Origin of the sequence: Streptomyces sp. NPDC090045, assembly GCF_044747975.1 — a bacterium.
Classification (GTDB): domain Bacteria; phylum Actinomycetota; class Actinomycetes; order Streptomycetales; family Streptomycetaceae; genus Streptomyces.
In genome coordinates, this window is sequence record NZ_JBIVFA010000007.1 from 1 (window position 1) to 19879 (window position 19879).

Consider the following 19879-nt stretch of genomic DNA (forward strand, 5'->3'; position numbering starts at 1 on the left):
GCGGCGTCGCCGGGGAGGTCCGGCTTGAGGTCGTGGACGGAGACGATCATGCCGTAGTGCTCGGCCACCGCGTCCCGGCCGAAGGGCAGCGTGGGGTTGGTGGAGGAGCCGATGACGTTCGGCACGCCCGCCATCTTCAGGACGTTGGGCACGTGCCCGCCGCCGCAGCCCTCGATGTGGAAGGCGTGGATGGTCCGCCCGTCCAGCACGCGCAGGGTGTCCTCGACCGAAAGGCACTCGTTGAGACCGTCGCTGTGCAGGGCGACCTGCACATCGTGCTCCTCGGCCACCCGCAGCGCCGTGTCCAGCGCACGGGTGTGCGCACCCATGTCCTCATGGACCTTGAAACCGGACGCCCCGCCCTCGGCCAGGGCCTCCACCAGCGGAGCCGCGTCCGAGGAGGAACCCCGGGCCAGGAAACCGATGTTCACCGGCCAGGCGTCGAAGGCGTTGAAGGCGTGCTTCAGCGCCCACGGGGAGTTGACGCCGACACCCCAGACCGGGCCGAACTCCTGGCCGATGACCGTGGTGACGCCCGCGGCGAGCGAGGCCTCCATGATCCGCGGGGAGAGCAGGTGCACGTGGGTGTCCACGGCGCCGGCGGTGGCGATCAGCCCCTCGCCGGAGACGATCGACGTGCCGGTGCCGACGACGACGTCCACGCCGTCGAGGGTGTCGGGGTTGCCGGCCCGGCCGATCGCGTGGATCCGGCCCTCGCGGATGCCGATCGACACCTTGCGGATGCCCAGGACGGCGTCGATGACCAGCACGTTGCTGATCACCACGTCGCAGGTCTCGCGGACCGCGGCCGCCTTCAGGTGCAGGCCGTCCCGGGCCGTCTTCCCGAAACCGGCCAGGAACTCGTCACCGGGCTTCTGGGCGTCGGACTCCACCCGGACGGTCAGTCCGGAGTCGCCGAGCCGGACCCGGTCCCCGGCGCGGGGGCCGAAGACGGAGGCGTACTCGTGCGGGTCGATGTGCCGGCTGCCGGGAGCGCAGTGTGCGCTGTGATCGCTGTGGGGGGTCTGCCTGCTCACGCCTGCGCTCCGTCCGCTCGGTCGGTGCCGTCGGCCTGTCCGGCCCGTCCGGCTTGAGTGGTGGGGGAAGCAGGTGCCGGCTCCTCGGCGGACGCGCCCAGGTAGCCGCACGCCTCGGCCCGAGCCAGCGCGAGCGCCTTGGCTCCGGGGGCGTCCAGCGGGCCGTCGACCAGTCCCGCGAAGCCGATCGTGATGCGGTCGCCGCCGATGGGGACGAGGCCGACCTCGCCCTCGCCGTGCGGGTCGAACCGTACGGACGAGCCCGCGGGCACGCACAGCCGCATCCCGTAGGCCGCGGCGCGGTCGAAGTCGAGCCGCGGGTTGGCCTCGAAGAAGTGGAAGTGGGAGGTGACGCTCACCGGCACGGCGGCGGTGTTGCGCACGCGCAGGTGCACCACCGGCTCCGGCTGGGGGACGCCGGGGCCGGGGACGACCGCGCCCGGGGCGTCGTCGCCGAGCGGCTGAGCGCCCCGGATGGGCGACGAGACCACCGCGAGGCGGGATCCGTCGTCGAAGACGGCCTCCACGTGCACCTCGGTGACCACGTCGGCGACGCCCGGCAGGACGTCGTCGGGGCCCAGCACGCTGCGGGCCTCCTCGATGGCCTCCGCGAGCCGCTTGCCGTCGCGCGCGGCCTCGCAGACCGTGTCCGCGATCAGCGCGGTGGCCTCCGGGACATTGAGTTTCAGGCCACGGGCCCGCCGGGCCCTGGCCAGTTCCGCTGCGCTGCGGAGCAGCAGCCGGTCGCGCTCCGTAGGGGTCAGCCGCACGCCGATCCACCACCTCTTGAGTCGATGGGTTAGAGCATCACTCTAACTCTTCATTTCGTTGTAGGGAATCATTGACCTGGGACATGGGCTTGAGTCACATTGAGTGTCGCTCAAACAAGTGCGAACCACCCCCCGCCCTGCCAAGGGAGTCCCCCATGCCCATCGAACAGCGCGGAGTCGACACCATCCCGGAGGAGGAGCGGACGAGCGGTCCCCGTGACCTGATCTCGATCCTCCTCGGCTCCAACCTCTGCCTCGGTGTGATCGTCTTCGGCTGGCTGCCCCCGTCCTTCGGACTGGGCCTGTGGCCCTCGGTCACCGCCATCGTGACCGGCACGCTCGTCGGTATCGCCTTCACCGCGCCGCTGGCACTCGTCTCCCTGCGCACCGCGACCAACCTCTCCACCTCCAGCGGCGCCCAGTTCGGTGTCCGCGGCCGGCTCGTCGGCTCGGTGGTGGGCCTGCTGCTCTCCCTCGGCTACACGGCGCTCACCCTGTGGATCGGCGGCGACGTGATGGTGGGCGCCCTCTCGCGGCTCACCGGGCTGCCGGACACCGGTGTCTCGCGGGCGGCGATGTACGGCGTGCTCGCCGCCTGTACCGTCGTCGGGGCCGTCTTCGGCTACCGGCTGCTGCTGCGCATGAGCAAGGTGCTCTCCATCGGCATGGTGGTCCTGCTGGCCCTCGGCTTCTTCGCCTACGCCCCGGACTTCACCACCGCCGCCCCGCCGGAGACCCCGTACCTGCTCGGCTCCTTCTGGCCGACGTGGCTGCTGGCCGCCGTCGCCGCAGGGCTCAGCGGGCCCGTCGCCTTCATCACCCTGCTCGGCGACTACACCCGCTACATCTCCCCGCGCCGGCACGGCTCCCGCAAGGTGCTCTGGTCGACCGCCTTCGGCCTGCTGATCGGCCTGCTGATACCGCAGCTGTTCGGTACGTACACCGCGCTGGCCGCCAGGGCCGGGCTGGACTACGCCGGCCCGCTCGTCGAGACCGCGCCGTTCTGGTACCTGGTCCCGCTGCTGGTCGCCGCCGCGGCCGGTTCGGTGGGCAATGCCGGGCTGATGCTCTACTCCATGGGCCTGGACCTCGACGCCATCGTCCCCAAGGCCACCCGCACCACCGCCACCCTGGTCGCCGCGGCCGTCGCCACCGCCTTCGTCTTCTTCGGCTCCTTCGAGTGGGACGTACAGTCCGCGATGACCTCCTTCGTGCTGCTGCTGACCGCGATCGGCACCCCGTGGGCCGTCATCACCCTCATCGGGTACGTGCGCTGCCGCGGGGTCTACGACCCCGATGCCCTCCAGGTGTTCAACCGTCGGGCCCGTGGCGGCGTCTACTGGTACAGCGGTGGCTGGAACCTCCGCGCCACCGTCTCCTGGGCGGCCGGCGCGGCCGTGGGACTGGCCGCCGTGTCGACCCCGGTGTACGAGGGCCCCCTGCTGGCCCTCACCGGCGGGGTGGACTGCAGTTTCATCCTGTCGGGGCTGGTCGGCGGCGCGGTCTACACCGCGCTGACGGCCCGGCCGCAGGCGGCACCGGCCGCCGATCCGGCGGGTCAGGCACTGGTGGCGGCCGAATAGGGAAGGGCCGCCACGGAGAACATGGGGAGACGTCGTGGAAGAGCTCGCATACGTGGCAACGAAGATCGTCAAGGGGTTCGCGGGCCTGGCCTACGTCCTCGGCGACAGCGTGCTGGCCGTCGGCGGCCCGGACGCGGCGAACCGGAAGCCGCGGCCGGACGAGGACGAGGCGGACGGGAAGCGCTGACCACGCCCCCGCCCCCGCCCCACCGGAACGGCCGAAGGCCCCCCGCTCCACCTGCGGGGGGCCTTCGGTCCGTTTCCGGGGCGCTGCGGACTAGCCGAGCGGGTGCATCCAGCCGTGGGTGTCGGCGCTGTGGCCGGTCTGGAGGTCCAGGAGCGCCTTGCGCAGCCGCATGGTGACCTCGCCGGGCTCACCGTCGCCCTGGGTCCAGTCGGCGCCCTCGGACTTGACCGAGCCGACCGGGGTGATGACGGCGGCGGTGCCGCAGGCGAACACCTCGGTGAGGGTGCCGTTCGCGTTGTCGCGCTGCCAGTCCTCGGTGGTCAGGCGGCCCTCTTCGGCGGTGTAGCCGAGGTCGCGGGCGATGGTGAGGAGGGAGTCGCGGGTGATGCCGGGAAGGAGCGAGCCGGTGAGCTCCGGGGTGACGATGCGGTCGCCGTACACGAAGTACAGGTTCATCCCGCCCATCTCCTCGATCCAGCGGTGCTCGACGGCGTCGAGCCAGACCACCTGGTCGCAGCCGTGCGAGGCCGCCTGGGCCTGCGCGACCAGCGAGGCCGCGTAGTTGCCGCCGGTCTTGGCCGCGCCGGTGCCGCCCTTGACCGCGCGGACGTAGTCCTCGGAGAGCCAGACGGAGACGGGCTTGACGCCACCGGGGAAGTACGCGCCGGCGGGCGAGGCGATGACGATGAAGAGGAACTCGTTGGCCGGGCGGACTCCGAGGCCGACCTCGGAGGCGAACATGAACGGCCGCAGGTACAGGGAGGCCTCACCGGAGTCCGGCACCCAGGCGCGGTCCTGCTTGATGAGCGCGTCGCAGGCCTCGATGAACAGCTCGGCCGGCAGTTCGGGCATCGCCATGCGGCGGGCGGAGGCCTGGAAGCGGGCGGCGTTGGCCTCGGGGCGGAAGGTGGCCACGGTGCCGTCGGGCTGGCGGTAGGCCTTGAGGCCCTCGAAGATCGTCTGCGCGTAGTGCAGGGTCATGTTCGCCGGGTCGATCGCGAGCGGCGCGTACGGGACCAGCTCTGCATCGTGCCAGCCGCGGCCCTCGGTCCACTTGATCGTCACCATGTGGTCGGTGAAGTGGCGGCCGAAGCCGGGGCTGGCCAGGATCGCCTCGCGCTCCGCATCGGACAGCGGGTTCGAGGAGGGCTTGAGCTCGATCGTGGGCGTCGTCATGAGTGCTTGTCCTTCACCGGTTGTGTATGGCGGACCGCGCTCACGGCGTACTAGGACGTCCGAGCTTCCCCGCATTCCGCGGCCTCGCGTTCGATTATCGCGCGCGAAGAGGCTACGGAGAAGCGGGAACTGCGGCCCAGGGGAGATGGTGGCACCCGGGGCCGCACAGGAAAAGCCGCCAGGTCCCATTGTGACCCGGCGGCTTCCTTCCTGAGGTGGAGCTGCCGGGTCAGCCGGCTACTCGAGCGGCGAGCGCGTCGCCGATCGCGTCGGTGGAGCGGAAGGTGCCGTCGCGCTCCGCCAGGTCGGCGGAGACCGCGTCCTCGATGCGGGCGGCCTGGGCCTCGTAACCGAGGTGGCGCAGCAGGAGGGCGACGGAGAGGATCGTCGCGGTCGGGTCGGCCTTGCCGGTGCCGGCGATGTCCGGGGCCGAGCCGTGGACGGGCTCGAACATGGACGGGAAGGCGCCGGTCGGGTTGATGTTCCCGGAGGCGGCGAGGCCGATTCCGCCGGTCACGGCGGCGGCCAGGTCGGTGAGGATGTCACCGAAGAGGTTGTCCGTGACGATGACGTCGAAGCGGTCGGGCTGGGTGACGAAGAAGATCGTCGCGGCGTCGACGTGCAGGTAGTCGGTGGTGACCTCGGGGTACTCCTGGCCGACCTTGTCGAAGATGTTCTTCCACAGGTGACCGGCGTACACGAGGACGTTGTTCTTGTGGACCAGCGTCAGCTTCTTGCGGGGGCGGGAGTTGGCCCGCTCGTACGCGTCGCGGACCACGCGCTCCACGCCGTACGCGGTGTTGAGGCTGACCTCGGTGGCCACCTCGGCGGGGGTGCCGGTGCGCAGGCTGCCGCCGTTGCCGGTGTACGGGCCCTCGGTGCCCTCGCGGACCACGACGAAGTCGATGTCCGGGCGGCCGGCCAGCGGGGTGGCGGTGTTGGGGAACAGCTTCGACGGGCGCAGGTTGATGAAGTGGTCGAAGGCGAAGCGGAGCTTCAGCAGCAGACCGCGCTCCAGCACGCCGGACGGGACCGACGGGTCGCCGATGGCGCCGAGGAGGATCGCGTCGTGGTGCTTGAGGGCTTCGAGTTCGGCGTCCGGGAGGGTCTCACCGGTGCGGTGCCAGCGCTGGGCGCCGAGATCGTATTGCTTGGTCTCCAGCTTCACATCCTGGGGCAGGACCGCGGTAAGGACCTTGAGTCCCTGAGCCACGACTTCCTGGCCGATGCCATCACCGGGGATCACTGCGAGATTGATGCTGGTCGACATGGCGAAACCGTACTCCCTGTCCCAGCCCTCAGACATATTGCGTCCATCATGTGGACGCAATATGTCCGCCGGGATGGCTCAGTGGCCGGTCGACCCGCCGTTGTCACGGCGGTCGAGGGCGCGCTGGAGGGCGGCGGCGGCGTTCTTGCGGTCGGCGGCCGAGGCGGAGGTGTGGCGGACGCGACGGACGGCGGTGGTGGTTGCGTTCATGGTGATCGACTCCTTGAGATCACGGCGCGGCGAGGCCGCGGATGAGGGGTTCCTTCAAGGCGCCGGAAGAGGCGGGGAGCAGTGCGCCGCAGGGGTTGCCTGCCAGGGGCGCGCGCTCTCGACCGCCATTCGCCTGATCGGCGAGACGTTCGGCTTCTACAAAGCTAGGGCAGGTCCCGCTGTATGTCTCGGCAATTACTCGGACTTCCTACTATCTGAGACGGGCGCCCCCTCGAAAGGCCCTGCCCCGAGGGTCCGTTTCAGCCCTTCTCGGAACGAAGTTCCCTGATCAGAGCCCGTACAGCGAGAGTCGAGGCCGATTCCGCCGTAGTGACGTATCCCACCTGCCTCACCGGCCCCCCGGGGCCCAGATGGGTGATGTCCACCGCCTCGGTGGCCTCCCGCAGCGACAGCTCGGGCATGATCGCCATGCCGAGCCCGCGGCCAACCATGGTCAGCACCATCGCGTCGTCCTCCGCCTTGACCGTGGCCCGCGGGATCCAGTCCTGGGACCGCCACCAGGATCGGGTGCAGGAACCGCAGTTCTCGTCCCAGTCCATCAGCGGCAGGCCCTTCGGGTCCGGGTGCCCGGCCGGGTGGACCAGGCGGTACGCCTCCTGCGCCGGCACCCCGGTCAGCAGGCCGGGCGTCACCTCCTGCGAGCCGCCCAGCGTGGCGATGCCCAGGTCGGCGCGGCCCGCCGCCACTTCCCCGGCCGCCCCGGCGCCGATCTCGCGCACCACGCGGACCTCGGGGCGGATGCCCGGGTGCCGGGCCGTCAGCCGCTCCGGCGCGGGCGGCAGCAGGTGCAGGGCCGCACTGCGGAACGCGGCGATCCGGAGCACCCCTCCACCGCGCCGCGGCCCCCGCCGCGGCCGCGCTCGAAGAGGACCGCGCCGACCTTCGCCTCGCTGCCGCGCACGGAGTGGGAGACGGCCGACTGGGTGAGGCCGAGCGCGGTGGCGGCGGCGGAGACTTCACCTGCGCCGCCTCCCCGGTTCCGGAGCCGGCACCCGGCGCCGCGCTCGTCGAGAACCTGCTGCCCTCGGTGGACCCTCCCCCAGCTACCGCTGGGAGGTGCCCCCAGGTCGGCGCGATCTCGACGTACAACGGGGACCGTTCGCCCGTCGCACCCCGCAACCTCTTCGAAGTCGTACACAAGTCGCTACGGCTGGAAGGGGTATTGGTTCGCAATCACACCAATCTGCAGGAAGAGATGGAGGACCTCCTCGTGCCGCATCTGCGCAGTGGCCGGATCGGCACCGACACCACCGTTGCCCAGGGCTTCGACCGGACGGTGGAGGCCTTTCTGGGCATGCTGCGCGGGGACAACCTGGGCAAGATGCTGGTCCGGATCGACGGCTGATTCCAGCCACCCTTATGTTCACCGAACTCTTACCGCACGGATGTAGACCTTTGGCGCGACCCCCGTCACTCTTGCCGTCGATGTGCCAGCGGGGCACTTGAGTTGGAGGCGAGGGGCCAGTGACACCGATCAGCCGCAGAGGGTTCGTGGGAATCGGCGCCGGGCTCATGGCGGGGGCCGCGCTGCCCGCGGCGCTGCCGGCGACGGCGGCCGCGGCCGCCGCGACCGGCACCATCACCGACGTGAAGCACGTGGTGATCCTCATGCAGGAGAACCGCAGCTTCGACCACTACTTCGGCAGGCTGAAGGGCGTCCGCGGGTTCGGCGACCGCGCCGCCGGCAACATCCCCGGCGGCTGGGGCATGTTCAACCAGCCCAACTGGGGCGGCCGCCAGTACCCGTGGAAGCTCAGCTCCACCCCGCCGGCCGGCGGCGTCGACGGCGAGACCCTGGCCCAGTGCAACGGCGACCTCCCGCACAGCTGGAGCTCGCAGCACGCGGCCTGGAACAAGGGCCGGATGGACAACTGGGTCACCGGCGTCGGCAACACCCGCACCCTCGGGTACCTGGACCGGGGGGACATCCCCTTCCACTACGGCCTCGCCGACAACTACACGATCTGCGACGCGTACTTCTGCTCCACCCTCAGCGCGACCGGCCCCAACCGCACCTTCCTGTGGAGCGGCAAGATCGACGCCTCCAGCAAGGACGGCGGCGACGAGTCCGGGCTGACCTGGGAGACGTACGCGGAGGCCCTCCAGCGGGCCGGCATGAGCTGGAAGGTCTACCAGAACGCCCAGGACAACTACGGGGACAACGGTCTGGCCTACTTCAAGAAGTTCACGGACGCGGCCCCCGGCAACCCGCTGTGGGACCGGGGCATGGGCTCGGTCCCCAGGGTCACCGGCTCCACCCCGGACGACATCGCGGCCGCGATCCGCGCCGACGCCGTCGCGGGCACCCTCCCCCAGGTCTCCTGGGTCGTGGCCAACGAGGCCTTCTCGGAGCACCCCTACGCCCCGCCCGGCGACGGCGCGCACTTCGTCGACCTGGTCTACCGCGCCCTGGCCGCGAACCCGGAGGTCTTCGACTCCACGGTCCTCTTCCTCAACTACGACGAGAACGACGGCTTCTTCGACCACGTGCCCCCGCCCATCGCCCCGCCCGGCACCCCCGGCGAGTACCTGGACGGCGTCCCGATCGGGCTCGGCTTCCGCGTCCCGATGATCGTGATGTCCCCGTGGACCCGCGGCGGCTGGGTGAGCTCGGAGGTCTTCGACCACACCTCCGTCCTGCGGTTCATGGAGCGGTGGACGGCCGCGATCGGCACCCCGGCCACCTGTCCGAACATCAGCGCCTGGCGCCGGAAGGTGGTCGGCGACCTGACCGGCGTCTTCGACTTCGCGCACCCGGTCTACGGGGTCCCCGCCGGCCTCCCCTCCACCGCCAAGGTCATCGGCCAGGCGACCTGCGGCCCGCTGCCCAACCCGGCGCCGCAGGACAACGCCCTCCCGGCGCAGGAGCCCGGCAGCCGCCCGGCGCGGGCCCTGCCGTACCAGGTGAACGGCAACCTTGACCGCTTCGAGTTCGGGGCGGCCGGCAAGATCCTGGCGTGGTTCTCGATGACCAACCAGGGCGCGGAGGCGAAGCGGCCGGCGCACTTCTCGATCCACCCGCACCAGCACCGGGACACGGCGGCCTGGCAGTACACGGTCGACCCGGGCGCCACCGGCACCGACTACTTCAACATCGGCCTCGGCCACGGCTCGGGCAAGTACGACATCTCGATGTACGGGCCGAACCGCTTCCTGCGCCGCTTCATCGGCGACGCGTCGAAGGCGGGCAAGGACATCGAGGTGGCGGCCCGCTTCGCGGTCGAGCCGGGGACCGGCAAGACGGCGGTCTACTTCAAGATGACGAACTCCTCCGCCTCCCCCGTCACCTTCACGATCCGCTCGAACGCCTACCGCACGGACGGCCCCTGGACCTACACCGTCCCGGCGAACTCCTCGCGCGAGGACTACTTCAACGCCGTGGCCTACAGCAACGGCTGGTACGACTTCACGGTCCTGGCCGACTCCGACGGCACCTGGTCGCGCCGCTACACGGGCCACATCGAGTCGGGGGCGCCGAGCATCTCGGGCTCTTGATCCCCGCCCGCTAGAGCACGTCCCCGTTCCGCCAGTCGAAGTCGAGCCGCCCGCCGGTGTCCAGCCGGATCCCGCCGGGCGGCACCCACACGTAGGTGGAGGCCCCCTCGTCGGGGAGGCGCACCGGCCCGTCCGGCGACAGCGCCCCGAGCCGGCCCGGCCACACCGCCCAGCCTCGGGCCAGGTAGAGCCCGGCCCCGGCCTCCGACGCCGACAGCGCGCCCAGCACATAGGCCCGCGCGATGATCCGTTCGAGCTCGGCCATGACCTGCCCGCCGAGGCCCCGCCGCCGCGAGCCGGCCCGTACGGCGACGGCCTCGACGTACCCGGTCCGCAGGGCCCGCCCGCCGTGCACGATCCGGCGCTGCACCACGCTGCCGTGCGCGACGAGTACGCCGCCCGCGTCCCGGACCAGCACGTGCATCCCGCCGAGGGCGTGCTCGAAGTCCTCCTCGCCGAAGTCCCCTTCGAAGGCCTCGTCGAGCAGGGCCCGCACCTCGCGGAGCTCGTCGCCGGTCAGCCCGGCGGTGTGTGCGACGTGCACGCCCGTCACTTCTCCAGCCAGTCGGTGTACCAGGTGCGGAAGTCGGGGCTCTCGGGCACGCAACTCCCGAAGTCCTGGTCCAGGTGCCAGACCTGACCGGCCAGCGGCCCGGTGAGGATCAGCCTCGTATAGATGCCGCACCCCTGTTCGGCGAGCATGAGCGTGCCCAGGGTCAGCCCCTCGCGCTCGTCGAACCTCCGGTTCTCGTCGAACGGACGGGGTTTCCGGATCGGGCACGGCGCGGCCAGCCGCCCCGGGCGGCGGTCGTCCTCCCACTCCCCGTCCACAGCCCAGTCGTCGTCGACGTCCTGGCGCCGGGTGACCAGCGGCATCAGCCCGTAGTGGGGGCCCGCGGGGCCGTCGCCGACCGTCGTGACGAACGTCCGGTACTCCTCGGGCAGCCGGATGCCGTGTTCCACCTCGAAGGCCCGGACCTCCGCCTCCGGGAGCGGCGCGCGCAGCTCGTACCGGAGGATCTTCGCGCGCAGCCGCGCCCGTACGGCCTCGGCGTCCCAGTCGCTCATCCCGCGACCGTACCAAGGACCGCATTGCGGACGCCGTACGCCGTCCACCGGCCGGAATCGGCCGACGCGGCCCTGGCGGTCTGGACCATTGCCTCGGCAGACTCGCCCCATGTCGCCCGAAACCCAGCAGTGGACCCCGATCCACGGCCAGCCGTACCGTCCCGCCCCCTACCGGCCCGAGCGGATGTCCGGCGCCGAATCGCTCGCGCGCGCCGCCGAGTTGCGGGCCCGCATGGACGAGCGGCGGACCGTACGCCACTTCTCCCCCGACCCGGTGCCCGAACAGGTCGTCCGGGACGCGATCGCGTGCGCGGCGACCGCGCCGTCCGGAGCGCACCAGCAGCCGTGGACCTTCGTCCTGGTCAAGGACCCGGCGGTACGGGAGCAGATCCGCGCCGCCGCCGAGCAGGAGGAGCTGATCTCCTACGACGGCCGCCTCGGCGACGAATGGCTCGCCGCCCTGCGCCCGCTCGGCACCGACGCCGTCAAGACCCACCTCACCGACGCCCCGGCGCTGATCGTGGTCTTCCAGCAGCGGTACTGGCTCGGCCCGGACGGCACGAAGCGCAAGCACTACTACGTCGACGAGTCGGTCGGCATCGCGGTCGGCATGCTCCTGTCCGCCCTCCACCTGTCGGGCCTCGCCGCGCTGATCCACACCCCGAGCCCGATGCGCTTCCTGAGCCACGTCCTGAACCGCCCGGAGAACGAGAAGGCCTTCGCGGTCATCCCGGTCGGCTACCCCGCGGCCGACTGCGAGGTCCCCGACCTGGTCCGCAAGTCCCTCGACCAGGTCATCGTGGAGGTGTGACGCCCTCCGGGGCGGGCGGCTCCGGGGGCGGCCCGGACTGCCCGCCGCCGAGCGCTTCCGCGAGCCGCATCCCGATCCGCACCCGGTCCTCCGACGTCCCCGCCTCCATGGCCGCCCGCACCTGCCGCAGGATCAGCCAGTCCCGCACCACCTTGCTCACCCCGAGCACGGCCGCCGTCACGATCACCGCGGTGAGCATCAGAACCCCCTCCGCGCCGAGGGGGCCGTGGCGTAACAGTGCCCGCGCCGCAGGGTGACGAAGGCTCCGCCCATCGCGATCTCTCCGGGAAACCACGGCTGGTCCCGGAGCCGCTCGGCGATCCGGCCCGGCCGCTGCGCCAGGCCGCTCCGGCGCAGCCGCCGCTCCAGTTCGTCCCGTTCCACGGCACAGCACCACTCGACGACCACGTCCCCGCCGCCGTGGGTGTAGACGTTCGCCGACCCGTGCGCGGCCCCGGCCTCGCCCAGCAGTCGTGGGCGCCTCAGGAGCCTGCTGTTCAGCCAGTCCTGCGCCGTGACCGATCCGGGATCGTCCCCCGCCCCGGTGCGGCCCCGCAGCTCCGCCGCCTCGGCGGGGTGCAGGCGGTGGCGGTGTCGCCGCCACAGCTGCGTCAGCCCGTCGCCGTGTTCCGGCAGCACCGGGCGCCAGTCCGGGTCGGGATGCACCAGATGGACCGCGGCCGGGCCCTGCAGGTGGCTCAGCGACCAGCTCCGGCCCGCCGGGACGATACGCAGCCCGGGCACCCCGCGCAGTCCGCCGTGGTGCTCGTCGATGCGCGGCAGCACCGTGGCGAGGACCCGGTCGGCCATGGCCGGGTGCAGCCCGAGCGCCAGACCGGTCCGGGTCGGCCGGGCGGAGGTGAAGCCGAGCAGGGCGCCGTCCCGCAGGTCGCTCTCCCGGAGCCCGTCGGCAAGCTCGGCCACCATGAGGGACTCGAGGAGGCGCTGCCCCTCGCCCTCGGCGTCCGGGACCGGTTGGCTGCGGTCGATCAGGCCCGTTTCGGCCCATCCGAGGCAGGTGCGGCGCGGCAGGCCGGTGGCTGCGCGGCAGAGGGTCGCGACACGGTGGCGGTTGTCGGTGCGCCTGGACATACGTCTCCCCGGGCGTCGTCCCGGCACGGACGCGTAGAGGTCTCGTATCTCCTGGCAAAGATCCCACCCCGTACGGGAGCTCGTGAGAGCCCTCGGCTCCCTCGGGAAGCCGGGCCCGAGTCCTGGAGCTGGTCGCCGTACACGACAACTGGGGCCAGGCTAGCAGCAGTTGCCCGGTGGGGAAATGGATACCGCCCCCGCTCCGGACTTGGGGGTACCGGAGCGGGGGCGGGGTCAGGCGGGGCCGGGGATCAGCCCATGTGGGGGTAGCCGTACTCGGTCGGCGCGACCAGGGTCTCCTTGATGGAGCGGGTCGAGGTCCAGCGCTGCAGGTTGGTCGCCGCGCCCGCCTTGTCGTTCGTGCCCGAGGCACGGCCGCCGCCGAAGGGCTGCTGGCCGACCACGGCGCCCGTGGACTTGTCGTTGATGTAGAAGTTGCCCGCCGCGAAGCGGAGCTTCTCCATCGCGTCCGCCGCCGCGTAACGGTCCGCCGCGATGATCGAGCCGGTCAGGGCGTACGCCGAGACGGACTCCATCTGCGCCAGCATCGCGTCGAAGTTCGCGTCCTCGTAGACGTGCACGGCGAGGATCGGGCCGAAGTACTCGGTCGTGAAGACCTCGTTCTCCGGGTCGGTGCACGCGATGACGGTCGGGCGGACGAAGTAGCCCTCCGAGTCGTCGTAGGTGCCACCGGCGATGATCTCGCAGGTCGGGTCGGCGATGGCGCGGTCGATCGCGGCCTTGTTCTTCGCGAACGAGCGCTCGTCGATGACGGCGCCGATGAAGTTGGTCAGGTCGCGGACGTCGCCCATGGCGATGCCGTCGACCTCGGCCGCGAAGGCCTCCTTGAAGCCGTCGTTCCAGATCGAGGCCGGGACGTAGGCGCGCGAGGACGCCGAGCACTTCTGGCCCTGGAACTCGAAGGAGCCGCGGGTCAGGGCGGTCTTCAGGACGGCGCGGTCCGCGGACGGGTGCGCGACGACGAAGTCCTTGCCGCCGGTCTCGCCGACCAGGCGCGGGTAGGACTTGTACTTCTCGATGTTGTTGCCGACCGTCTTCCACAGGTACTGGAAGGTCTTGGTCGAGCCGGTGAAGTGGATGCCGGCCAGCTCGGGGTGGTTCAGGGCCACCTCGGAGACGGCGATGCCGTCGCCCGTCACCAGGTTGATGACGCCCTTGGGCAGGCCGGCCTCCTCCAGGAGCTCCATGAGGAGGACCGCGGAGTGGGTCTGCGTCGGGGACGGCTTCCACAGGACCACGTTGCCCATGAGGGCGGGGGCGGTCGGCAGGTTGCCGGCGATGGCCGTGAAGTTGAAGGGCGTGATCGCGTAGACGAAGCCCTCGAGCGGGCGGTGGTCGCTGCGGTTCCACACGCCGGCGGAGTTCGCGACCGGCTGCTCGGCCAGGATCTGGCGGGCGAAGTGGACGTTGAAGCGCCAGAAGTCGACGAGCTCGCACGGGGTGTCGATCTCGGCCTGCTGGGCGGTCTTCGACTGGCCCAGCATGGTCGAGGCGGCGAGCTTCTCGCGCCACGGGCCGGACAGCAGCTCGGCGGCGCGCAGGATGATCGCGGCGCGGTCGTCGAAGGACATCGAGCGCCAGGCCGGGGCGGCGGCGAGGGCGGCGTCGATGGCCTCCTGCGCGTCGGCCTGGGTGGCGTTGGCGAAGGTGCCGAGCACCGACTTGTGGTCGTGCGGCTGGACCACGTCGAAACGCTCGCCGCCGCCCATCCGCTTGACGCCGTTGATCGTCATCGGGAGGTCGATCGGGTTCTCGGACAGCTGCTTGAGCTGTGCTTCGAGCCGCGCGCGCTCCGGGGTGCCGGGGGCGTACGAGTGGACCGGCTCGTTGACCGGCGCGGGGACCTGGGTCACAGCATCCATGGGGCTGGTAACTCCTTGACCTAGTTCTTGGCTAGTTCTTGGTGATCATCGAGCGGAGGAAGAACAGCAGGTTGGCCGGCTTCTCCGCGAGGCGGCGCATGAAGTAGCCGTACCAGTCCGTCCCGTACGCGGTGTAGACCCGCATCCGGTGGCCCTCGGCGGCGAGCCGCAGGTGCTCTTCGCTGCGGATGCCGTACAGCATCTGGAACTCGTACTCGTCCAGCTTGCGCCCGGCCTGCCGGGCCAGTTCCTGGCCGATGGCGATCAGCCGCGGGTCGTGGGACCCGATCATCGGGTAGCCCTCGCCCTCCATCAGGATCTTCATGATCCGGACGTAGGCCTTGTCGATCTCCGCCTTGTCCTGGTACGCGACCTCGGCCGGCTCCTTGTAGGCGCCCTTGACGATCCGGACGCGGCTGCCCGCGGCGGCCAGGCGCCGGGCGTCGGCCTCGGTGCGGAACAGGTACGCCTGGATCACGCAGCCGGTCTGCGGGAAGTCCCGGCGCAGCTCCTCGTGGATGGCGAACATCGAGTCGAGGGTGGTGTGGTCCTCGGCGTCGAGCGTCACGGTGGTGCCGATGGCGGCCGCGGCCTCGACGACCGGGCGGACGTTGGCGAGGGCCAGCTCGTGGCCGCCCTCCAGCGCCTGGCCGAACATCGACAGCTTCACGGACATCTCGGCCTTCTCGCCGAGGCCGAGCTCCGCGAGACGCTCGATGAGCTGGAGGTAGGCGTCCCGGGCGGCGTAGGACTGCTCCACCGCGGTGATGTCCTCGCCGACGACGTCGAGGGTGACCTCGAGGCCGTCGCGGGTGAGGTCCTCGACGATCGGGATGACCTGGTCGACCGTCTCGCCGGGGATGAAACGGTTCACCACGGGCTTGGTCACCGGGGCGGCAGAGACGATACGACGCATCTTGTCGCTGCGCGAAGCGGCGAGGATCACGGGACCCAGCACGGGGGCACCTCCAGCGGGTGGCAGAAGAAAAGCGCAAGTAAAACCACCGTGAAACCTAAGGATCGCTTTGATCCTCTGCCATCGACAGCTGTCACGCATCCGTGTCCCGGATCTCATACATCTGTATGAAGGGCCGGTCCCGGGGTGGGAGAATGTCGGGGTGAAGGGCGATTACCAGGACCTGGTGGACGAGATCTCGGCGCTGCTCGGCGCCCCGGCGACCCTGGAGAACCGGGACTTCCGCCTCATCGCCTTCGGCGCGCACGACAGCGACGACGATCTGGCGATGGACCCGGTACGGACCCGCTCGATCCTGACGCGGCAGTCGACGGCGGCCGTCCGGTCCTGGTTCGAGGGCTTCGGCATCGCCCGTGCCACCGGCCCCGTCCGCATCCCGGCGGCGCCCGACGCGGGGGTGTTCCGGGGGCGGATCTGCCTGCCGGTGCGGTTCCGGGGCATCGTGCAGGGCTACGTGTGGCTCCTCGACCAGGAGCCCGGCACGCCCGGCCCCGAGCCGGCGGCCCTGGCCGCGGCCATGGAGGTGGCCCAGCGGATCGGGGTGCTGCTCGCCGAGGAGGCGAAGGCGGGGGCGGACCTGTCGCGGGAGTTCCAGGCGGTGCTCACGGCCGGGCGGGGCTGGCAGCAGGACATGGCGGTGGCCGCGCTGCGGGCCGCCCTCGGCCCGGGCGGGGACGGGCTGCACGCGGCCGTCTGCGTGGCGCCCTGGTCCGGGGAGGCTCCCGCGTCGGTACCGGGCGCGGCGGCCGTGTGCCTCGTACCGCGGCGGGGCGCCGGCGGGGACGAGGCGGGCGCGGCCGGCGACCTGGCCCTGGCGGTCCTGCTCCGGCTGCGCTCGACGGACGCGCTGGCCCCGGCGCTGACGGCGGTGGCCCGGCTGCTGCCGCGCGCGGCGGAACCGGCGGGGACGGCGGGAGCGGCCGGAGCGGGCGGCTCCGCCGGAGCCGCCGGCCCAGGCTCAGCCGCGAAGGCGGGCACAGCGGGCAAGGCGGCCGGGGCGACCGCGGCGGCCAAGGCCCGGGCCAGGCCCCCGGCCGGGCCGGCCCGCCGGATGACCGCGGGCGTCGCCGACCCCGTCCGGGGCCTCGCGGAGCTGCCCGCCGCCTGGGAGCAGGCCGTCGCCGCGGCCCGGGCGGCCGTCGCGCAGCCCCGGCTCGGCCCGGTCGCCCAGTGGTCGGCGATCGGCCCGTACCGGCTGCTGGCGACCCTCGCCGCCGATCCGGTGGACGATCCGGCGGCGCGCGCCCTGCTGGCCCCGGCGCACCGCGAACTCGCCCGCACCGCCGAGGTGTTCCTGGACTGCGCCGGCCAGGCGGGCCGCGCGGCGGCCGCCCTGGGCATCCACCGCCAGACCCTCTACTACCGCCTCGCCCGCGTGGAGCAGCTGACCGGGCTCGATCTGGACGAGGGCGAGGACCGCCTGCTGCTCCACATGGCCCTGAAAGCCGCCCGCCTGACGTAGGGGATCTCTGGGGGATCTCTGAGGGTGATCTCCGGGCCGGTCCAGGGATCGTCCCCGATGCCCGCGCCGCCGCCCGGCGCCTAGCGTCGCGTACAGCGTTGGCCTGCCGGTCAGCCGACCCCTTCCGCACCGGACCGGTGCGCCACGGAGGCCCGATGAAGGCGATCGTCCAGGACCGGTACGGCTCCCCCGACGTACTGGAGTTGAGGGAGGTCGAACGGCCGGTGCCCGGCGACCACCAGGTGCTGGTGCGGGTCCGCGCGGCCGCGGTCAACGCGCGCGACTGGCACCTCATGCGGGGCGACCCGTACCTGGCGCGCCTCGTACTCGGGCTCGGCGCCCCGAAGGTGAAGGTCCGGGGCACGGACTTCGCGGGCGTGGTGGAGGCGGTGGGCAAGGACGTGACCGGGCTGCGCCCCGGTGACGAGGTGTTCGGCGAGGCCGAGGGGGCCTTCGCCGAGTACGTGTGCGCCCCCGCCGAGGCGGTCGCGGCGATGCCGGCCGGTCTGACGTACGAACAGGCGGCCGCGCTCCCGCTGGCGGGGAACACCGCCCTGATGGGCCTGCGCGATCTGGGGCGCGTACGGCCGGGGCAGAGGGTCCTGGTCAACGGGGCGTCAGGCGGGGTGGGCACCTTCGCCGTTCAGATCGCCAAGGCGTTCGGCGCGGAAGTGACCGGTGTGTGCGGTCCGCGGAACGTGGACCTGGTCCGGTCGCTCGGCGCCGATCACGTCGTCGACTACTCCCGGGAGGACTTCACCCGCCGCGGCCCGCGCCACGACCTCGTGCTCGACCTGGTGGGCAACCGGTCGCTGGCCGACTGCCGGCGCGCACTGACCCCCGCGGGGACGCTCGTCCTCTCCGGTGGCGGTGTCTCCGACGGTGGCAGCCTGGTGGGGCCGATGGCCCTGCTCGTGAAGGGCCAGGCGCTGTCCCTGTTCGTCGGCCAGCGTCTGCTCGTGCTCACGGCCACGCCCCGCAGGGAGAACCTGGAGGCGCTCCGGGACCTCGTCGAACCCGGCGAGGTCACCCCGGTGATCGACCGGGCCTATCCGCTCCGCGAGGTGCCCGAGGCCATCAGGTACCTCGAAGTGGAGCACGCGCGGGCGAAGGTGGTCATCACGGTGTGACGGTCGCGGGAGCCGCCACCGGCCGCGGCTCCCAGAGGGGTCCGCCCGTCGCGGCGTCCACGACGAGCCGGGCGCCCAGCGGCCGGGCCAGCGCGACGGGAACCATCTCCATGCGCATCGCCGCGTCGCAGGCCGTTCCCGGCTCGGCGCCGGCCACGATCCGGCCGGCCAGCACCACGGTGTCGGCCCCCTCCAGGACGTCCACGGCGACCCCGCCGTCGCAGCTGCCGTGGCCGGCCTGCACGGTGAGCCGCGTCGCGTCCGGTGTGCCCAGGTAGACGAACAGGGGTGCCGTGCCCTCGTCGAAGGTGGCCAGGGGCTCGACGGGGGCCTCGGGGAGCTCCTGCGGGGGGACGGCGAGCCGGACGAGCGGGGTCTCGTACCTCTCGACGGTGAACAGCCAGGCCGGTGCCCGGGCCGGGCCGCGGCTGGTGCGTACGGCGATCTCCTCGAAGCGGACGCCCGTGACCGCCAGCGCGGGTCCTCCGTCCGGGCCCTGGTCCAGCTCCCCGTACGCCTGGGCCGCGTTCTGGAGCGGCAGCGTGAGCGTGGCGCCGCCCTTGTCGTCGGGCCACCGGATGGCGGTGGCGGGCGGCGGCGCGGCGGGCAGCTCGGTGCGCAGGACGAAGTTCTTGGCGGCGTAGGCGTCTTTGTCCTCCTCGGAGTGGAAGCCCTCCGGCGGCTTCCACTCCTGCCGGTCCAGGGGGTGGAAGCCCTCGCGCCACTGCTTGAGGGCCGCCGAGCCCTCCCAGGCCGCCGCCACCTGCTTCATGCGCGGCCGGTTGTCCGGCTGTGCCTGCGGCGCACCGCATCCGGCCGTCAGGACCACCGCCGCCAGGCCGGCCGCCAGTACGCCCGCGCGCACCGCGGGCCCGGACCCGGCCCTCGCCCGGCCCCGCGCTCCCGCCTGCGTTCCCGCTTCCGTACCCGCCCCTGCTCCCGCCCCTGCTCCCGCTCCCGCTCCCGCACCGGCTCTCGCCATGTCGACTCCCCCTCGTCTCGGGCCGATCCGGGGGTGCGACGGGGCGCCGCCGGCGGCGGTTCCCGCTCCGCTTACTCCCCGTCCCCTGAACCCCTCGGACGCGTCATCGCCTCGGCCGCCCGGCGCATGCCCTCGGTGAACTCCTCCGCCGTGGCCGCCGACTCCGGATCGAACAGCCACTGGATCATCAGGCCGTTCAGCAGCGCCTGGTAGAAGGCGCCGAGCGTGCGCACGTCCCGGTCGTCGAGCTGGTCCTCGGGGGTGCCGGTCAGGATGGAGATCAGGCCGCGGCGCCCCTCGGCCTGCAACGCGGCGAGCATGGACCGCAGTTCCGGCCGCTGGTCCCTGCCGAGCGCCACCTCCAGGCTGGCCGCGAAGACCGGACCCGACGTCTCGTGTGCCGCGAGGACGCCCTCCCAGAGCGCGCGGAACCGCTCCAGCGACCCTCCCTCACCGTCCAGGCCTGTCTGGAAGCCGGCGCCCCATTCCTCCATCAGGCCGATGAAGGCCTGGGCGAGCAGGGCGTCCTTCGAGCCGTAGTGGTAGCCGATGGACGCCAGGTTGGTTCCCGAGGCGCTGACGATGTCGCGCGCGGTCGTGCGCACGAACCCCTTCTCGACCAGGCACTTCTTGGCGCCTTCGAGCAGATCTTCGCGATGTCCCATGGCCACAAGGTAGCAAGACAACCGTCCCAGACAACAGTTTTATACAATTGTCATAGACGAG

Annotated in this window: 20 protein-coding genes and 1 pseudogene; 7 read left to right on the top strand and 14 right to left on the bottom strand. The window is 72.0% G+C overall.

The genetic code is table 11. The features are described 5' to 3' along the window. Both ACIPYQ_RS19720 and ureA read right to left on the bottom strand, forming a co-directional pair. A partial coding sequence (locus tag ACIPYQ_RS19720; RefSeq protein ID WP_401253388.1) for an urease subunit alpha occupies positions 1–977 on the bottom strand: 977 nt, incomplete at its 3' end. Positions 978–1033: 56 nt separating this feature from the next. Beyond that, entirely contained in the window at positions 1034–1807 is a 774-nt protein-coding gene (gene ureA, locus ACIPYQ_RS19725) for an urease subunit gamma (protein ID WP_401252738.1), read from the bottom strand. Positions 1808–1962: 155 nt separating this feature from the next. Between ureA and ACIPYQ_RS19730 the strand changes: the two genes are divergently transcribed. Together ACIPYQ_RS19730 and ACIPYQ_RS19735 are read left to right on the top strand one after the other, a co-directional pair. Next, positions 1963–3390 carry a cytosine permease gene (locus ACIPYQ_RS19730; protein WP_401252741.1) on the top strand — a complete coding sequence of 476 codons (1428 nt, stop codon included), beginning with the start codon at positions 1963–1965 and terminating at the stop codon, positions 3388–3390. 34 nt (positions 3391–3424) lie between these two features. Next, on the top strand, positions 3425–3577 hold the full coding sequence (locus ACIPYQ_RS19735; RefSeq protein ID WP_401252744.1) for a hypothetical protein: 153 nt from the start codon (positions 3425–3427) through the stop codon (positions 3575–3577). 90 nt (positions 3578–3667) lie between these two features. On the opposite strand, the gene ACIPYQ_RS19740 is transcribed toward ACIPYQ_RS19735, so the two are convergent. The 4 genes and pseudogenes from ACIPYQ_RS19740 to ACIPYQ_RS19755 form a co-directional block, all read right to left on the bottom strand. Beyond that, positions 3668–4753 (bottom strand): branched-chain amino acid aminotransferase, encoded by a 1086-nt coding sequence (locus ACIPYQ_RS19740; RefSeq protein ID WP_361763593.1) that lies wholly within the window; start codon positions 4751–4753, stop codon positions 3668–3670. Between the two features lie 229 nt (positions 4754–4982). Beyond that, positions 4983–6023 carry a 3-isopropylmalate dehydrogenase gene (locus tag ACIPYQ_RS19745; RefSeq protein ID WP_319722205.1) on the bottom strand — a complete coding sequence of 347 codons (1041 nt, stop codon included), beginning with the start codon at positions 6021–6023 and terminating at the stop codon, positions 4983–4985. A 78-nt stretch (positions 6024–6101) separates the two neighbouring features. After that, positions 6102–6233 (bottom strand): hypothetical protein, encoded by a 132-nt coding sequence (locus tag ACIPYQ_RS19750; RefSeq protein WP_361763596.1) that lies wholly within the window; start codon positions 6231–6233, stop codon positions 6102–6104. A 260-nt stretch (positions 6234–6493) separates the two neighbouring features. Further along, positions 6494–7215: pseudogene (locus ACIPYQ_RS19755) on the bottom strand (LysR substrate-binding domain-containing protein); the annotation flags it as partial. On the opposite strand from ACIPYQ_RS19755, the gene ACIPYQ_RS19760 reads away from it, so the two are divergent. Together ACIPYQ_RS19760 and ACIPYQ_RS19765 are read left to right on the top strand one after the other, a co-directional pair. After that, positions 7159–7599, top strand: a complete 441-nt coding sequence (locus ACIPYQ_RS19760) for a hypothetical protein (RefSeq protein WP_401253390.1) — start codon at positions 7159–7161, stop codon at positions 7597–7599. The pseudogene ACIPYQ_RS19755 and the gene ACIPYQ_RS19760 sit on opposite strands and share 57 nt — an antisense overlap. A gap of 119 nt (positions 7600–7718) precedes the next feature. Beyond that, positions 7719–9749: a phosphocholine-specific phospholipase C gene (locus tag ACIPYQ_RS19765; protein WP_401252749.1), complete on the top strand. Its 2031-nt coding sequence runs from the start codon at positions 7719–7721 to the stop codon at positions 9747–9749. Between the two features lie 10 nt (positions 9750–9759). Here ACIPYQ_RS19765 and ACIPYQ_RS19770 read toward each other — a convergent pair whose 3' ends face one another. Both ACIPYQ_RS19770 and ACIPYQ_RS19775 read right to left on the bottom strand, forming a co-directional pair. After that, the gene (locus ACIPYQ_RS19770; RefSeq protein WP_401252752.1) at positions 9760–10302 is read right to left on the bottom strand and encodes a GNAT family N-acetyltransferase; all 543 of its coding nucleotides are present in this window, start codon (positions 10300–10302) and stop codon (positions 9760–9762) included. After that, positions 10299–10817, bottom strand: a complete 519-nt coding sequence (locus ACIPYQ_RS19775; protein WP_401252755.1) for an SMI1/KNR4 family protein — start codon at positions 10815–10817, stop codon at positions 10299–10301. The genes ACIPYQ_RS19770 and ACIPYQ_RS19775 overlap by 4 nt, the downstream gene beginning before the upstream one ends. A gap of 109 nt (positions 10818–10926) precedes the next feature. Here ACIPYQ_RS19775 and ACIPYQ_RS19780 point away from each other — a divergent pair, with 109 nt between their 5' ends. Next, complete coding sequence (locus ACIPYQ_RS19780; protein WP_401252758.1) at positions 10927–11628, top strand: nitroreductase family protein; 702 nt, start codon at positions 10927–10929, stop codon at positions 11626–11628. On the opposite strand, the gene ACIPYQ_RS19785 is transcribed toward ACIPYQ_RS19780, so the two are convergent. The 4 genes from ACIPYQ_RS19785 to ACIPYQ_RS19800 all read right to left on the bottom strand — a co-directional run bounded on the left by ACIPYQ_RS19785 (position 11612) and on the right by ACIPYQ_RS19800 (position 15561). Continuing rightward, complete coding sequence (locus ACIPYQ_RS19785) at positions 11612–11827, bottom strand: hypothetical protein (RefSeq protein WP_362238700.1); 216 nt, start codon at positions 11825–11827, stop codon at positions 11612–11614. The genes ACIPYQ_RS19780 and ACIPYQ_RS19785 overlap by 17 nt on opposite strands. After that, on the bottom strand, positions 11827–12720 hold the full coding sequence (locus tag ACIPYQ_RS19790; RefSeq protein ID WP_401252762.1) for a hypothetical protein: 894 nt from the start codon (positions 12718–12720) through the stop codon (positions 11827–11829). Before ACIPYQ_RS19790 ends, ACIPYQ_RS19785 begins: the two co-directional genes overlap by 1 nt. Before the next feature lie 251 nt (positions 12721–12971). Then, on the bottom strand, positions 12972–14603 hold the full coding sequence (gene pruA, locus ACIPYQ_RS19795) for an L-glutamate gamma-semialdehyde dehydrogenase (RefSeq protein ID WP_401252765.1): 1632 nt from the start codon (positions 14601–14603) through the stop codon (positions 12972–12974). A gap of 31 nt (positions 14604–14634) precedes the next feature. After that, on the bottom strand, positions 14635–15561 hold the full coding sequence (locus ACIPYQ_RS19800) for a proline dehydrogenase family protein (protein ID WP_361763620.1): 927 nt from the start codon (positions 15559–15561) through the stop codon (positions 14635–14637). 160 nt (positions 15562–15721) lie between these two features. Between ACIPYQ_RS19800 and ACIPYQ_RS19805 the strand changes: the two genes are divergently transcribed. Together ACIPYQ_RS19805 and ACIPYQ_RS19810 are read left to right on the top strand one after the other, a co-directional pair. Next, positions 15722–17041 carry a PucR family transcriptional regulator gene (locus ACIPYQ_RS19805; RefSeq protein ID WP_401252768.1) on the top strand — a complete coding sequence of 440 codons (1320 nt, stop codon included), beginning with the start codon at positions 15722–15724 and terminating at the stop codon, positions 17039–17041. 155 nt (positions 17042–17196) lie between these two features. Then, positions 17197–18171, top strand: a complete 975-nt coding sequence (locus ACIPYQ_RS19810) for an NAD(P)-dependent alcohol dehydrogenase (RefSeq protein ID WP_401252771.1) — start codon at positions 17197–17199, stop codon at positions 18169–18171. Here the strand turns inward: ACIPYQ_RS19810 and ACIPYQ_RS19815 are convergent. Next, entirely contained in the window at positions 18161–19036 is an 876-nt protein-coding gene (locus ACIPYQ_RS19815; protein ID WP_401252774.1) for a hypothetical protein, read from the bottom strand. The genes ACIPYQ_RS19810 and ACIPYQ_RS19815 overlap by 11 nt on opposite strands. Before the next feature lie 188 nt (positions 19037–19224). After that, positions 19225–19818 (bottom strand): TetR/AcrR family transcriptional regulator, encoded by a 594-nt coding sequence (locus tag ACIPYQ_RS19820; RefSeq protein ID WP_401252776.1) that lies wholly within the window; start codon positions 19816–19818, stop codon positions 19225–19227. Between the last annotated feature and the right edge of the window lie 61 nt (positions 19819–19879).

Bases quoted from the DNA above. Each gene is read 5' to 3' on its own strand.
- ACIPYQ_RS19730 (WP_401252741.1), top strand. From the start codon at position 1,963: ATGCCCATCGAACAGCGCGGAGTCGACACCATCCCGGAGGAGGAGCGG.
- ACIPYQ_RS19740 (WP_361763593.1), bottom strand. From the start codon at position 4,753: ATGACGACGCCCACGATCGAGCTCAAGCCCTCCTCGAACCCGCTGTCC.
- ACIPYQ_RS19745 (WP_319722205.1), bottom strand. From the start codon at position 6,023: ATGTCGACCAGCATCAATCTCGCAGTGATCCCCGGTGATGGCATCGGC.
- ACIPYQ_RS19750 (WP_361763596.1), bottom strand. From the start codon at position 6,233: ATGAACGCAACCACCACCGCCGTCCGTCGCGTCCGCCACACCTCCGCC.
- ACIPYQ_RS19775 (WP_401252755.1), bottom strand. From the start codon at position 10,817: ATGAGCGACTGGGACGCCGAGGCCGTACGGGCGCGGCTGCGCGCGAAG.
- ACIPYQ_RS19780 (WP_401252758.1), top strand. From the start codon at position 10,927: ATGTCGCCCGAAACCCAGCAGTGGACCCCGATCCACGGCCAGCCGTAC.
- ACIPYQ_RS19785 (WP_362238700.1), bottom strand. From the start codon at position 11,827: ATGCTCACCGCGGTGATCGTGACGGCGGCCGTGCTCGGGGTGAGCAAG.
- ACIPYQ_RS19790 (WP_401252762.1), bottom strand. From the start codon at position 12,720: ATGTCCAGGCGCACCGACAACCGCCACCGTGTCGCGACCCTCTGCCGC.
- pruA (WP_401252765.1), bottom strand. From the start codon at position 14,603: ATGGATGCTGTGACCCAGGTCCCCGCGCCGGTCAACGAGCCGGTCCAC.
- ACIPYQ_RS19810 (WP_401252771.1), top strand. From the start codon at position 17,197: ATGAAGGCGATCGTCCAGGACCGGTACGGCTCCCCCGACGTACTGGAG.
- ACIPYQ_RS19820 (WP_401252776.1), bottom strand. From the start codon at position 19,818: ATGGGACATCGCGAAGATCTGCTCGAAGGCGCCAAGAAGTGCCTGGTC.